The 13785-nt window shown below is 66.5% G+C and carries 13 protein-coding genes; 8 read left to right on the top strand and 5 right to left on the bottom strand.

From position 1 onward, the window contains the following. Positions 1-30: 30 nt before the first annotated feature. The 3 genes from EDF58_RS19290 to EDF58_RS19280 all read left to right on the top strand — a co-directional run bounded on the left by EDF58_RS19290 (position 31) and on the right by EDF58_RS19280 (position 2696). On the top strand, positions 31-237 hold the full coding sequence (locus EDF58_RS19290) for a hypothetical protein (protein ID WP_132268485.1): 207 nt from the start codon (positions 31-33) through the stop codon (positions 235-237). Positions 238-354: 117 nt separating this feature from the next. Further along, positions 355-648 (top strand): hypothetical protein, encoded by a 294-nt coding sequence (locus EDF58_RS19285; protein WP_132268483.1) that lies wholly within the window; start codon positions 355-357, stop codon positions 646-648. A 464-nt stretch (positions 649-1112) separates the two neighbouring features. Continuing rightward, positions 1113-2696 carry a GMC family oxidoreductase N-terminal domain-containing protein gene (locus EDF58_RS19280; RefSeq protein WP_132268481.1) on the top strand — a complete coding sequence of 528 codons (1584 nt, stop codon included), beginning with the start codon at positions 1113-1115 and terminating at the stop codon, positions 2694-2696. A gap of 28 nt (positions 2697-2724) precedes the next feature. Here EDF58_RS19280 and EDF58_RS19275 read toward each other — a convergent pair whose 3' ends face one another. Beyond that, positions 2725-3531: a sugar phosphate isomerase/epimerase gene (locus tag EDF58_RS19275; RefSeq protein WP_132268480.1), complete on the bottom strand. Its 807-nt coding sequence runs from the start codon at positions 3529-3531 to the stop codon at positions 2725-2727. Positions 3532-3789: 258 nt separating this feature from the next. Between EDF58_RS19275 and kdsA the strand changes: the two genes are divergently transcribed. Continuing rightward, on the top strand, positions 3790-4632 hold the full coding sequence (gene kdsA / locus EDF58_RS19270) for a 3-deoxy-8-phosphooctulonate synthase (protein ID WP_132268478.1): 843 nt from the start codon (positions 3790-3792) through the stop codon (positions 4630-4632). A gap of 97 nt (positions 4633-4729) precedes the next feature. On the opposite strand, the gene EDF58_RS19265 is transcribed toward kdsA, so the two are convergent. From EDF58_RS19265 to EDF58_RS19255, 3 genes are all read right to left on the bottom strand, one after another. Next, positions 4730-5551: a manno-octulosonate cytidylyltransferase gene (locus EDF58_RS19265; protein ID WP_132268476.1), complete on the bottom strand. Its 822-nt coding sequence runs from the start codon at positions 5549-5551 to the stop codon at positions 4730-4732. A gap of 6 nt (positions 5552-5557) precedes the next feature. Then, positions 5558-6595 carry a KpsF/GutQ family sugar-phosphate isomerase gene (locus EDF58_RS19260; protein ID WP_243654375.1) on the bottom strand — a complete coding sequence of 346 codons (1038 nt, stop codon included), beginning with the start codon at positions 6593-6595 and terminating at the stop codon, positions 5558-5560. A 271-nt stretch (positions 6596-6866) separates the two neighbouring features. Next, positions 6867-7904, bottom strand: coding sequence for a phytanoyl-CoA dioxygenase family protein (locus tag EDF58_RS19255; protein WP_243654374.1), 1038 nt, complete (start codon positions 7902-7904; stop codon positions 6867-6869). A gap of 135 nt (positions 7905-8039) precedes the next feature. Here EDF58_RS19255 and EDF58_RS26400 point away from each other — a divergent pair, with 135 nt between their 5' ends. From EDF58_RS26400 to EDF58_RS19235, 4 genes are read left to right on the top strand one after another with little or no spacing between them, the layout of a single operon-like run. Continuing rightward, complete coding sequence (locus EDF58_RS26400) at positions 8040-9257, top strand: DUF2279 domain-containing protein (RefSeq protein ID WP_243654373.1); 1218 nt, start codon at positions 8040-8042, stop codon at positions 9255-9257. 34 nt (positions 9258-9291) lie between these two features. Continuing rightward, positions 9292-10137, top strand: a complete 846-nt coding sequence (locus EDF58_RS19245; RefSeq protein ID WP_243654372.1) for an inositol monophosphatase family protein — start codon at positions 9292-9294, stop codon at positions 10135-10137. Next, entirely contained in the window at positions 10134-11780 is a 1647-nt protein-coding gene (locus EDF58_RS19240) for a beta-3-deoxy-D-manno-oct-2-ulosonic acid transferase (protein WP_132268473.1), read from the top strand. The genes EDF58_RS19245 and EDF58_RS19240 overlap by 4 nt, the downstream gene beginning before the upstream one ends. Next, entirely contained in the window at positions 11777-13057 is a 1281-nt protein-coding gene (locus EDF58_RS19235) for a capsular biosynthesis protein (RefSeq protein WP_132268471.1), read from the top strand. The genes EDF58_RS19240 and EDF58_RS19235 overlap by 4 nt, the downstream gene beginning before the upstream one ends. Positions 13058-13061: 4 nt before the next feature. On the opposite strand, the gene EDF58_RS19230 is transcribed toward EDF58_RS19235, so the two are convergent. After that, on the bottom strand, positions 13062-13772 hold the full coding sequence (locus EDF58_RS19230) for a fatty acid desaturase CarF family protein (RefSeq protein WP_132268469.1): 711 nt from the start codon (positions 13770-13772) through the stop codon (positions 13062-13064). Positions 13773-13785 lie beyond the last annotated feature (13 nt).

Raw genomic sequence — 13785 nt, 5'->3', positions numbered from 1 at the left:
CCAAAGCTGTCGGGCCACGGGAGAGCCGAGATGCAACGCGTCGGTGATGAAGTTCATCTGGACGAAGACGAAGCCCGTTCGGGCAGCACACCGCACATCGTCCGCTATGTATTGCTGGCCAGCCTCGTTCTGGCGATTCTGGCGATGTCCGCGATCTGGATATCGCGCGCCTGGTGGGACCAGCCGCCGTCCCAGGGACATCCCGTGACCGCCGAGGAGCACGCGCTCGGCAACTGACCCTGCCGAATTTGCTTGCCTGACGGGCCGACTTGTCCTGATCTGTGCTCGGGAGAAACGAGAAGGACCGACGTTGCCTTGTGGCGGCGCAGGATCCTCATGGAGAGGAAGACAGGAATGCAGGACACAGCTTTTGCGGCAGGGGCCGACAAGGCCGAATCCCATCCCGCGCGGACGGGCCTTTCCACTACGACGCATTCCACGACGATACATGCTCAGGAAGGCGACCTGCGGCGCGGCGGCGATGCCGCCTTGCCGATTCTTCCGCATATCCTGGCAGCAATCTTCGGCGTGTTCGCCATCGCTATCGTCATTCTCTGGCTGTCGATCGGCGTCTGGAGCCGCCCCAACCCCGATCACCTCGCGCCCGCAGGCGCCAAGCAGGAAGCCCCGGCGCAATCTTCACCCTGAAGCGTGACGTGGGGCGCTTCCATCTGGAGGCGCCCTGAACCCCGCCGCGGCCTCTGGAATTCGGCCGAAAGAACTCGCCCGAAAAATCGACCCGCGACCGGACATGGCCGAAGATGTGCGTGAAAAAATGAGCCGCCGATGGAAGCGTGTCCCGAGCGCGGCATGGGTTCATGCTGCGCTCCCGCCCCGGATCGATCTCTCGCCCCCCGACGAACAATCGATCCCTTGCACCGACGGCCCTCGTATGGACGGCGCCTTCGCGTCATCCTCTACTCGTCCGAATACTCCGTCTCGGTGGCGGGTGTATTCGCCATGTCCCGAACGGAAGACAGTCCGTTGCAGAAATTTAACGACACGCTTCGGAAACCCTGCCGGGCGCTTCCTTTCCAGCATCGCCGGAGCGGGTTTACGGCGCGATTCGCGGAATGCTTGATCGCGGGGAAATCGCGGCCTAGCCCTTGGTGATGGGAGAATTCGATTACATCGTCGTCGGCGGTGGAAGCGCGGGCTGTGTCCTTGCCAATCGGCTGAGCGCGGACCCGCGCAGCCGGGTGCTGCTGCTGGAAGCGGGCGGCAAGGACGACTACCTCTGGATTCGCGTCCCCGTCGGCTATCTCTATTGCATCGGCAATCCCCGTACCGACTGGTGCCTGTCCACCGAGGCCGAAGCCGGGCTGGGCGGCCGCAGTCTCAAGTATCCGCGCGGCCGGGTGCTGGGCGGCAGTTCCTCGATCAACGGCATGATCTACATGCGCGGCCAGGCCGCCGACTACGACCAGTGGCGGCAGGCGGGTCACGAAGGCTGGAGCTGGGACGAGGTCCTCCCCTACTTCACCCGCGCCGAAGATCATTACGAAGGCCCCAGCGCGTTTCACGGCAGCGGCGGCGAAATCCGCGTGGAGAAGCAGCGGCTGCGCTGGGACATCCTCGAAGCCTTTCGCGAGGCCTGCAGCCAGCAGGGCATCCCCGCGGTGCCCGATTTCAACCGGGGCGACAACGAAGGGTCCAGCTTCTTCCAGGTCACGCAGCGCCGGGGTTGGCGCTGGAGCGCATCGGATGCCTTTCTCAAGCCGGTAAGAAGCCGCGCCAACCTCAAGGTGGAGACCAGTGCCAGCGTCGAGCGCGTATTGATCGAGGACGGCCGCGCCGTCGGCGTCGCCTATATGGTGAGCGGCCAGTCCAGAACCGCCCGCGCGCGCGGCGAAGTCGTGCTTTCGGCAGGCGCCATCGGTTCGCCGGCGATTCTCGAACGCAGCGGCATCGGCGATGGAGACCGGCTTTCCGGCCACGGCATCCCCACCCTGCGCCACTTGCCGCAAGTGGGGGAGAACCTGCAGGACCACCTGCAACTGCGCTGCGCCTGGCGGGTGACGGGGGTGTCCACGCTCAACCAGCGCGCTGCCAATCTGATGGGCAAGGCGCTGATCGGCCTGGAATATGCGCTCAGCCGCAGCGGTCCGATGGCCATGGCGCCGAGCCAGCTTGGCGTCTTCACCCGCAGCCACGCCCGCTATGCCACGCCGAACCTGGAATACCACGTACAGCCGCTCAGCCTTGAAGCCTTCGGCGGCGCGCTCGATCCCTTCCCGGCCTTCACTGCCAGCGTCTGCAACTTGCGGCCGGAAAGTCGCGGCAGCACGCATGTGACCGGCCGCGATCCCGCCGCCGCGCCGAGCATTCGCCCGAACTATCTCTCGGCCGAAGAGGACCGTGCCGTCGCGGCCCAGTCGATCCGCCTCACGCGCGAGATCGTCGCCCGGCCCGCCCTCGCCCGCTATGCCCCGGAAGAACTGCGGCCCGGCCCCGAACGCGCGAGCGAGGAAGACTTGCGCAGCGCAGCCGGCGCGATCGGCACCACCATCTTCCACCCGGTCGGTACCGCGGCGATGGGCAGCGTGGTCGATGCCCGCTTGCGCGTTCTCCAGGTGGAGGGCCTGCGCGTGATCGATGCCTCGGTGATGCCCACCATCACGTCCGGCAACACCAATGCGCCGACCATGATGATCGCGGAAAAAGGCGCGGAAATGATCCTGGCCGACAGCCGGTGATCCGTCGAGAACCGGTCCGGCGCGCCGTTCAGGCCAGCAGCGCCCTCGTGCGGGCGACCACTTCCACGAGATAGTCCCGCGCGGCTTCCACCCCCAGCGCCGCCTGCGGAAGCGAAAGGTCCAGGCCCAGCGTCTTGCCGCGCGGGAGGGCATCCACGAATTCGCGAAGGGGCAGTTCGCCCTCGCCCGGAATCAGGCGGCCCCGCTCGGCTTCCTCGGCATGATCGCCGAGGGCCTTGAGGGCGGCGTCGCAAAGGCGGACATGGCCGATCAGCGCGGCGTCGAGTTCCGCCAGTTCACGCGCCACCCCGCCCGCGCGGAAGAAATGCAATGCGTCGACCGTCACGCTCACCCGATCCTCGCCGATATGCGCCACGAGAGCCAGGGCTTCGCGAAGCGTGCGAATGGTCATGACAGGAGAGAATTCGAAGCCGAAGTCCATGTCGCGCTCACGCGCCATTTCGGCCAGGCGGGCCATGTAGTCGAAGGCATGTTCCCGTTCGAGCCCGTTATCGCGGGCGCCGATGCGGCGGGTGCCGAGCCGGGCGAAGATGTCCATGTCCGCGGCATGGTCCTCGGGCGGGCGCGTTGCCGATCCATTGATGCCCTCGCCCAGGCCGATGCGCAGGCCGGCGTCCGCCAGCGCGGCCTGGGCTTCGCGCCGCAGGGCCGCATCCTCGCGCAGCGACCAGGCTGCGTAGCCCTCGCTCCGCCCGGCCTCCTGCTGCAGGCCCATCGACACCGCCTTGCAGCCCATTTCGCCCGCCAGGCGGACATGTTCGAGCGGTCCCATCCCCGCGACCGTGCGGCTGTCGATGCCTAAGGGGTGGGGCATGGTATTATCCTCGTGACGGCGGGTGCGACTGTTACGCCGCCCTGAATAGCCGTCATTTCAGCCGCCGCGAAGCCTTCATCACGCGATAGCCCCAGATGACACGGCGGCGCGCCCAAACGGCCGTCAGGACAGGCGCGCCGGAGAGTGCGGCGATGGCGTATCGCGCCGGTTATGGGGCCTGAAAGCCGGAAACGCCTTGACGGCGGCGGCCTGCCCGGCGACGGCCTCTCTCCCGATCGACGAGGACCGAGCCACGCCATGATTCCCTCCGTTACCCTGCTTCCCGACCTGACTTTCGCCAACGACCGGCCATTCGTGCTGATCGGGGGCATGAACGTCATGGAAAGCCGCGAGGCGGTGATGGACGTTGCCGCCGAATTCGTACGGGTCACCGGCGAGCTGGGCATTCCCTATGTGTTCAAGGCCAGCTTCGACAAGGCGAACCGCTCGTCCATCTCGTCCTTCCGGGGTCCGGGGCTGGACGAAGGAATGAAGATCCTCGCCGAAGTGAAGGACCGCTTCGGCGTGCCCGTGCTGACCGACGTCCACGAACCGTTCCAGGCGGAGGCCGTGGCGGAAGTCGCCGATATTCTCCAGCTCCCGGCCTTCCTCGCCCGCCAGACCGACCTCGTCGTCGCCCTGGCCCGCACCGGCAAGGTCATCAACGTGAAAAAGCCGCAGTTCCTCGCCCCGCAGGAGATGCGCCACATCATCCGCAAATGCGAAGAGGCCGGCAATGGCCGCGTGCTGCTGTGCGAGCGCGGTTCCTCCTTCGGCTACAACAACCTCGTCGTCGACATGCTGGGAATGGACGAGATGAAGGCCATGGCACCGGTGGTGTTCGATGCGACTCATGCGCTGCAACGCCCGGGCGGCCGGGTCGACAGCGCCGACGGTCGCCGTACGCAGGCTGCCGCCCTCACCCGTTCGGGCATGGCCCTCGGTATTGCCGGGCTGTTTCTGGAAGCACACCCCGATCCGGACAAGGCGCTCTGCGATGGCCCCTGCGCCTTGCCGCTCGGCCGGTTGCGCGCCTATCTCGAACAGGTCCAGGCCATCGACCGCCTGGTCAAGGCCTTCCCGCCCCTCGACATTGATTAAGCGAAACCGGGATTGAACGAAACCGGGGCTAAGCGAAACCGGGATTGAGGAAAACAGGGCGGCTGCTTCGCGGCGCCGCCCCCTTCGGCAATCGCCTTCAGGCGATGCCGCGTGCCTTAAGGATGCGTTCGATCACCGGCTTGTCGCCCGGATTGTTCAGCTCGATCGCATCCCAGGACAGCGGATCGAGCGTGACGACCGAGACCGGCAGGCCAAGGTCGAGGAAACGCAGTTGTTCCAGGCCTTCCAGCAGTTCCAGCTCGCAAGGCGGCGCGGCGACGTAGCGCTCCAGCGCCGCGCGGCGATAGGCATAGAGACCGAGGTGCAGGTGGACCGGCGGGAATTCCCGCGCGGCGGCCTCTGCCGGAAGATAGGGCAGCACGCGCTTGGAGAAGTAAAGCGCCCGGCCGCGGCCGTCGATCACGGCGGTGGTGCCGCCGACCCGGCCCTCGGCCTGGTCCTGGACCAGATGTTCGTAAACGGTACGTGAGGCGCGCACGGCGGGGGTGGCCATGATGGCCTCCGGATCTGCCGAAAGGCGCTCGACCAGCGCCGGGACCACGCCTGCGGGAGAAAGCGGCGCATCGCCCTGAAGGTTCACGACGACATCGGCGACTGGCCCAAGCGTCGCAATGGCTTCCGCGCAGCGTTCGGTGCCGTTAGCGCAATCGGGCGATGTCATGACGACCTGCCCGCCGAAGCTCTCCACTTCGGCGGCGATCCGGTCGTCGTCAGTGGCGACCCAGACGCCGGCCGCGCCGGGAACGCCCATGGCGCAATCCCAGCTGCGGCGGATCAGGCTGCGTTCCTCGCCGGTGGCGCCGGCCAGGCGAACCAGAGGCTTGCCCGGGTACCGGCTCGACGCGAAGCGCGCAGGGATGATGATGGCAAAACTGTTGCCGCTATTCGGGGATGTCACGGAGGTTCAGCTGAGCCCGGTGCGAAGGAAATCGTGCAGGTGGATGATGCCGACCGGGATCTGGTTGATCGTGGCCACCATCTCGTCCTCTACCACCGCGCAGCGCGGGCCGTCTTCGCCGACCACGAAAGCGCATGTGATCTGCGCATCGTTGAGGAAACGCAGGGCATCCTCCGCCGCCATGTCCGCCCGCAGCATCTTGGGGCGCGGCGTCATGACGTCGCGCGCGCAGACCTGGTCGAGCACCTTGAAGTGGCGGCGCAAGTCGCCGTCGGTGATGATCCCGGCAAGGCGTCCGGCCGGATCGACGACGCCGGCAATGCCGAAGCCCATGGACGTCATGCACGTGATGACGCCGTCCATCGGCAGGTCGAGGTCGACGAGCGGAAGCTTGTCGGTGCCGTGCATGAGCTGGCTGACCGAAGCGAGACGCAGGCCGATCGAACCACCCGGATGAAGCGCCTTGAGGCTCTCCTTCGAGACGCCCTGCATGTCCATCAGCACCATGGCGATGGCGTCGCCCAGTGCCAGCTGCTGCGTGGTCGAGCTGGTGGGCGCGATATTCGAGGGACAGGCCTCGGTCGCGACCGGCAGCAACACGCAGATGTCCGAGCGGCGTTCCACCAGCGAATCGGCATGAGACGTCATGCCGACCACCGGAATTTCGCAGCGCTCCGCATGGTCGAACAGGACCTGCAGCTCGGCAGTGTTGCCGGAATTGGAAATGGCGAGGATCACGTCACCCTCCACCACCATGCCGAGATCGCCGTGGGCGGCCTCACCGGGGTGAAGGTACATGGCGGGCGAGCCGGTTGCCGAGAGGGTGGCGGCGATCTTGCGGCCGATATGCCCGGACTTGCCGACGCCGGCCACGACGATCCGTCCAGTGGCGCTGGCGAGAAGCTGGCAGGCTTTGGTGAAACTCGCGCCCAGCGATGCGGCCAGGCTATCCAGAGTGCGTGCTTCGATGTCGATGACTTCGCGTGCTCTGGATATAATGAGATTGCTGGCCCCGACTGTTATCGGGACGACCGAATTCGACAACTTTACCCCCCTGCTCGCGTGCTTTCGATTGCTGCGCATCGCCTACACCTTGCTGGCCGCACTGCACAACGCCACAGTCCTGACATGTACTGTTAGACGCCGGCATAGTCCGCGAATTTGTGCTACGCAGCACACCACCCTATGTAAACCCCACATAATCCCTGAATTGCTCGATCTGCCGCAAATTCCGCACAAGCGCCGACAGGTAGAAGTCACATATAGTTGACGAAATTTAATCGTGACAGTTTCGAGGCAAGGAAGTGCAGGCGGATCAGTCTAACGAATCTACCGCGCGCCTTATTCCGACACTGCGCCAGGGCTGCCCAGCAACTTTCTCGAACCGATCGCGCAAGGACCAGAGCCAGCCGATGCGGCGCTCGGCAAGGCCCGGAAGGCTGAGAAGGTCGCCTCCCAGCCAGGGCAAAAAGGGATTGCGGCGGCAATAGGACCAGATCTCGACACGCTCGATCGCCCGAACCGAATCGCCGCGCGCGTGGAAGCCCAGGGTATCGGCCACCACCAAGGTATTGGCGGGAACGGCCAGCGGCCGCGGCGCGGGCAGGCCCATCTCGGCAAGGTCCCCCGCCCGCACCCGCGGCGAACCGCGCGCGGACAGCCGGTCGATCGCGCGCGGATCGGCAAGACTCCGGCGATATTCCCAGTCCAGCCGCGCCGCGGTCAACCGGTGCGATCCCGGAACGAAGGTGAAAGGCGCCTCGTCGGCCGTGACCGCATTCAGGAACAGCCAGGACTTCAGCGATGAGTGGAAGGCATCGGCATGAAGCGATTCCTGCGGGTCCGCCTCGTTGCTGGCGTCGTGCGTCACGATGGTCTGGATATAATGCAGCGGTGCGATCCGGAAACCGGCGACATAGTGGAACAGCGCCTTGAGGTCGTCGCGGCCGAGCAGGCGGCGCAGCGCGGGAATGACCCGGAGCATCGCGGGATCGACGGCGAGGCGGCGAGTGATCGCATCGCCCTGCCGCATTTCGCGCGCTTCACCCTCGTATGTCAGGATCGCCTGGCGCAGCGCCGCAAACTCTTCGGCCGGAATGACATTCTCGATGGCGACGAAACCGTCGCGGTCGAAAGCCTCGCGCCAGTCCTTCCGAACTTTCCCCGCAAGGCGCGCCCGTCGCCAGCTGCACAGCGCCCCGGCCACTTTCACCCGCGCCCGGTGCAGGCCCCAACCGTTCAATCGCCGCGAACCCAGAAGCGGATTGTCGAGAAAACTCTTTGCAGTGGTGCCGAGCTGGAAGATCCAGACGGGTAGCATGAGTAACGACTTGACCGGCTTGAGAACAATCATATGAAGAGGGCTACCGATTTCGGGGGGCTTCGCAATGGCCCCTTTGACAGGTCGCTGGCAACTGATTTCGTGGTCCTCGGATCGTCGAATGTCCTTGGCTGGTAAATGGCATAACTTTTCAGGGTAAGACGATACATGAGGATGGGTTCCCGCGGCCGGGCGGTTCTGGCGCTGGCCGCCTGCCTGCCGGCCACTCCCGCCTGGGCAGATGCGTTCGGCGGCACGGCAGCCCTTCCGGAGGCCGGTTTTTCGGCTCCGACGGGTCGGATCGAGGATCAGGCGCTTGCCGCCGGCCCGATCACGGCGTCCAGCTGCATCGGCAGTGCCGCGCCTTGCGACGGAAATGATCCGCAGCTCGTCGCCGTCTCGCGGTGGAACCTGGCCGACATCTCCTCACCCCGCGCGGTGCCAGACCTGACGATCCTGCCGCCTGCCGCCCTGGAGCCCGAGCCGGCCGCGCCGGCCGATGTCTACGGCCCCACGAACCAGGTGGTTTCCGGCCCGGCCGCATCGCTGCCCCCCGGCGTCAGCCTCAACGGCACCGGCCACGTTCCACGCGAATATGCCCAGTACCGCGGCTTCTTCAAGCAGGCGGGCACGATCACGACCGAACTGGCGGTCCTGGCCGTCTACATGGGCGTGCAGACGATCCCCAAGCTGACGAAGAAAACCGCCCCGTTCCACTTCAAGGACGAAGGCTGGTTCGGCAAGGATACGACCAGCATCGGCATGGACAAGCTGACCCATGCCTTCAATACTTACCTGATCGCGGACATTCTTCATGCCCGCCTTCACAAGAACACCAATGCCTCGGAAGGCGACGCCGTCACGGCCGGCGTGCTGGCCGCGGGCCTGATGGCGCTCAACGAAGTGTCCGACGCCATCGAGCCCGACAGCGGCTACTCGATGCAGGACATCGCGATGAACCTGACCGGCGCGACGCTCTCGGTGCTGCGCAACACGATTCCCGGCCTGAAGGAAAAGATCGCCTTCAAGATCGAGATCATGCCGAACGACCAGATCTACAGCCACGTCGGCAAGGAACACTACGCCCAGCAGCGCTTCATGCTCTCGCTCAAGGGCGCGGGCTTCGAAGGCCTGCAGAAGACGCCGCTGCGATTCCTGGACCTCCAGGTCGGCTATTACGCCACCGACTTCCTCAACAGCGACCGCGAAAAGGGCATCGAGCCCAAGCGGCACCTGTTCTTCGGCGTCGGCCTGAACCTGGGCGAGCTGTTCTGGGGCAATTCGCAGTCGCGCTTCGGCAAGGCCGCCTACTCCGTGCTCGATCACGTTCAGCTTCCCTACACCTCGGTTCGTGTCGATACGCATGGAGAGTTCGGCCATTGGTAACTGGGCGATCACACGCCATCGAGGCACGCTGATCATGAACCAAAGCCTTACGCCTGCCGTCGAGCAGGTGATGCGCGACGCAGCGCGCCTCGCCGTCATGCCGCGCTTCGGCACGGCGGGCGCCGCGCTCGTGGCCGACAAGCGCGAAGGCAATGGTGGCAGCGAACCGGTTACCGCCGCAGACCGCGAATGCGAGGCGATCCTGAGCGAACGCCTCGCCGGCCTGATCCCCGGCGCTCATGTCGTGGGTGAAGAGGCCGTGCATCACCGGCCGGATCTGCTCGACAGGCTCAGCGCCGGAACGTGCTGGATCGTCGATCCGCTCGACGGCACTGCCAATTTCGCGGCGGGCACCGGGCCCTTCGGGCTGCTGGTGGCGCTGGCGGACAACGGCATTCCGGTCGGCGGCTGGATACTCGATCCCTTGTCCGGCCGGTTCTGTGCCGCCCTGTCCGGCCAGGGCGCCACCATCGACGGCCTGGCTTTTCGCACCGCTCCTGCAGCGCGCGCGCGCCCGGTAATGGCCGTGACGCGCCTCTTTCCCGATTCTGACCGGCGCGCCCGACTGCTGGCCGAATTGGCCGAAGGCGCCGAAGTGATCGACAGCCCGCGCTGCGCTGCCGACCAGTACCCCCGCATCGCCGGGGGCGAGAACGACATCACGCTGTTCACCCGCACGCTCCCCTGGGACCATGCCGCAGGCGTACTGTTCCTCAATGAAGCAGGCGGCCGCGCCGCCCGGCCCGACGGCACCCCCTATCGCTGCGACGACCGGCGCGAGGGCCTGATCGCCGCCGTCGATCCGGTCATCTGGGACCGTACGGCGCGCCAGCTGGAAAGCCTGGGCGAAACCTTGGCACTGACGGTCGAGGCGGCATGACGGCAACCCCGTTCCTGCGCATCCCGCCCTTCCCGGGCCACCGCGCACCACCCCTGGCCCAGCCCGCTCCCGGAGAGGCCCCCGCCGCGACGGACCTGTCCTCGCTTCTGCGCCAGGCCCGAGTCGGCAGTACGTTCTGGGGAGCCTCCGCTGCGCTGCCCGAAGGCCGCGACGTTCTGGCCTCCGCATCCGGCACCGCGGCAGCCGGCGAAGTCGCGAGACATCTGGGCGACCTTGGGCTGACGGAACGCGCAGCCGCGCGCGGCGCGATTGTCGGCCTTGAAAACCTCCCTTCCCTCCCGTCGGACGGCGACCCCTGGACCGCCTGCGCATCGGCCTCGCTGGTTATAGCCGATGCCGAAGACGAGCTGCTGCTGGTCGCCGCCCTCTGCGGGTGCAAGGTCGCGCCGCTGGGGACCGGGCGCTTCGCCGCGCTTTCGGATCCCGCGGAGCTGGACGCCGTCGCAGCCCGCGAAATCGGCCGCTGGACCTATCGCGATCCCTTCGGCGAAGGCAGGCTGGAACCTGCGCAAGCCATTGGACTGCTGGCAGGCTGGCGCACCCTGATCGACGCCAACCGCAAGGTCGCCGGCGTCTACGGCATCGCCCGCTGGAAGCGGATCACCGCCGACAACCTGCTGTGGGACGGCAGCGGCCCGGTGCGCCATGCCGAGGGCGCGCAAGTGCCTGCCGAAAGCTCCCTGGCGCTGGCCTGGATCGCGCGCAGCGATGCACAGGCCCTCGCGGATCTCGAAGCGCGCGGCATCCGCATCGGTGAAATCGAGGACGGCATGATCCGCTCGACCGGCCTCGGAGCCAATTGCGTGCCGCCGCTCTCGATCGTCGTCGATGCCAATGGCCCCCATTTCGACCCGGCACAGGCCAGCGAACTCGAAATCATTCTCGAAACCGCGGCAATCCCCCGGGCCGTCATCGAACGGGCCGGTGCCTTGCGCGAACGGCTCGTTTCGGGCGGGATCAGCAAGTACGGCCTCGACGCGGAGCGCGCGCCGCGGGCAGACGACGAAGGCAGTGCCCGGATCGGCGGCCGCAAGCGCGTGCTCGTGACCGGGCAGGTCGAAGACGACCGCTCGGTGCTGCACGGCGGCGGCGGGCTGGACAATCTGGAACTGCTGCGCCGCGCCCGCGCCGAAGAACCTGGCGCACATATCATCTTCAAGCCGCATCCCGACGTGGAGGCCGGCCATCGCAAGGGCCATGTTCCCGACGCGCGCGCGCTAGAATTCGCCGACACGATCGACCGGACATCCTCGATTGCGGCGCTGCTGGATCAAGTCGATGCCGTCCACGTTCTGACCTCGCTGGCGGGGTTCGAGGCGCTGATGCGCGGGCGCGAGGTCGTCACGCACGGGGTGCCGTTCTACGCGGGCTGGGGGCTGACGCGCGACCTCGGGGCAGTACCCGCGCGCCGCACCCGCCGCCGGACGCTGGACGAACTGGTCGCGGCCACGCTGATCCTCTATCCCCGCTACCTCGATCCCGTCACGCGTTTGCCGTGCGGGCCGGAAACGCTGGTGGACAGGATTGCAAGCGGGCAGGCCAACGTGCGATCAGCACTTATTCGCCTGCGGGAAGTTCAAGGGAGGATGAACCGCGTGCTTGGATGGATGACCCGGCGATGAAGCATCTGCTGCTGACGACTGGGGATCGCCGGTTCCTGTTCCTTCAGGGACCACCCGGCCCGTTTTTCCGCGCCCTGGGCGAAGAACTGCGCCGCCGCGGCGCGGCGGTCCATCGCATCAACCTGTCCGGAGGCGACCGGCGCGACTGGCCGGACGGTTCGACCGACTATCGCGGCCTGATGCGCGACTGGCCGCTGTTTTTCGACCGCTACGTGCAGGAAAATGGCATCACCGACGTGGTGCTGTTCGGGGACTGCCGCCCCATGCACATGCGGGCGATGCGCCTGGCACGTCTGCGCGGCATCCACTTCCACGTTTTCGAGGAAGGCTATATCCGGCCCGACTGGATGACGCTGGAGCGTGACGGCGTGAACGGCAATTCCTCGTTCGACCGCGATCCGCAGAACCTGCTCTCCGCGGCGGCCAGGCTTCCCGATATTCCCGATCTCCCGTCGATCACCGCCTCGTTCAACCGGCGCGCGCACGACAGCTACTGGCATTACCACAATGTCGTGACCGGACGGCTGCTGCTGCGCTTCCCGTTCTATCGCACCCATCGCCAGGGATCGATCGTGCTCGAGGGCTTCGGATGGATCCGCCGCTTCTCGCTCCGGGGCCGCCGCGCGCGGCAGGCGCAGGACACCCTGCGCGAGATCGACGGCAAGCGCTATTTCCTGTTCCCGCTCCAGCTTTCGGGCGACTTCCAGATCCGGTCGCACTCGCCATTCCTGTCGATGGCCATGGCGCTGGACTACGTGCTGGCCAGCTTCGCGCGCCATGCGCCCAAGGATGCGCTGCTGGTGATCAAGGAGCATCCGCTCGACGTCGGATTCCGCAACTGGCGCTCGGCGATCCGCCGCCGCGCCGCCCATTTCGGGCTGGCCGGCCGGGTCATGCATATCGACGGCGGCGATCTTCAGCCGCTCTGCGAGAATTCGATCGGCATGGTATGCGTGAACAGCACCTCGGGCACCCTGGCGCTGGCCTCGGGAACGCCGGTCATCGTGCTGGGGGATGCCGTCTACGACGTGCCGGGCATCACGCACCAGGCCTCGCTCGACCGCTTCTGGCGCAGCCCCGAACTGCCCGACAGCAAGCTCTACGAAGCCTTCAAGAAAGTGCTCCATGCCAAGTGCCTGGTGCGCGGCGGCCTCGCGAGCCAATCGGCCACGCGCATCCTGGTGGAAAACAGTGTCGAGCGGCTGCTGGTCCCCGTGGAGGCCCCCGAAGGCCCCGCCGTGCGCCGTCGCTATCCGCCGGCGTTCAACTTGCCCTGAACCTTCAGGAAGACGGCTCCAGGTTCGCGTCGGGCAACTGCCCTTGCGAACGCAGGAAGCGGAACAGGCGGTTGACCAGCGGGTTCGACCAGCCCGAATTCGTGGCGAAGTCGCGCTTCAGCGTGTCGTGGTGGATCTGGTGTGCCTCCGGCGACATCAGCAGGCCCAGCTTGCGCATGGCGCGGATGAACCAGGGGTTGTCTCGCCGGTGCAGCGTCCCGTGGAAATACTGGGCGAAGGCCCCGCCCACGAGAAATGCGGCGAATCCGGCCATGAACCAGCCGGGAATCGGCCAGATCAGCGCGGCCACATTGCCCAGAAGCGAGATCGGCAGGGCGCCGGCGATCACGGTGGAGCCGATCAGCCGCCACAGCTGCCGCCGCCCCAGCGCATCCGGGCGCGGGTGGTGGTTCTTGAAATCGTAGGAAATGCGCTCGAACGGGTTGAGCCGCCGCATCCGCTCGCGGAACAGCCCTTGGTACTCCTCGCTCTCACGCGAACCTTCGTAAAAGAAGATCGTGTCCAGCCCCATGCCAGGGCGGCACGGCCGATAGTCCATGTACATGTGAATCACGCCGGACAGCAGATCCGCCAGATACCAGGCGACCAGCATCGCGGGGATGGCAAGCCAGCTCGGATCCGCGAACGCCAGCACCATGCTGCCGGCCAGCGAGGCCAGGAAGGCCCAGAGAAGAATACGCTGCACTAAGGACATGCCCTCGCCAGTA

Origin of the sequence: Novosphingobium sp. PhB57 (assembly GCF_004342985.1) — a bacterium.
GTDB lineage: Bacteria > Pseudomonadota > Alphaproteobacteria > Sphingomonadales > Sphingomonadaceae > Novosphingobium.
Note: the sequence above shows the minus strand (reverse complement) of the source record. Positions and strands in the feature narration are given on the sequence as shown.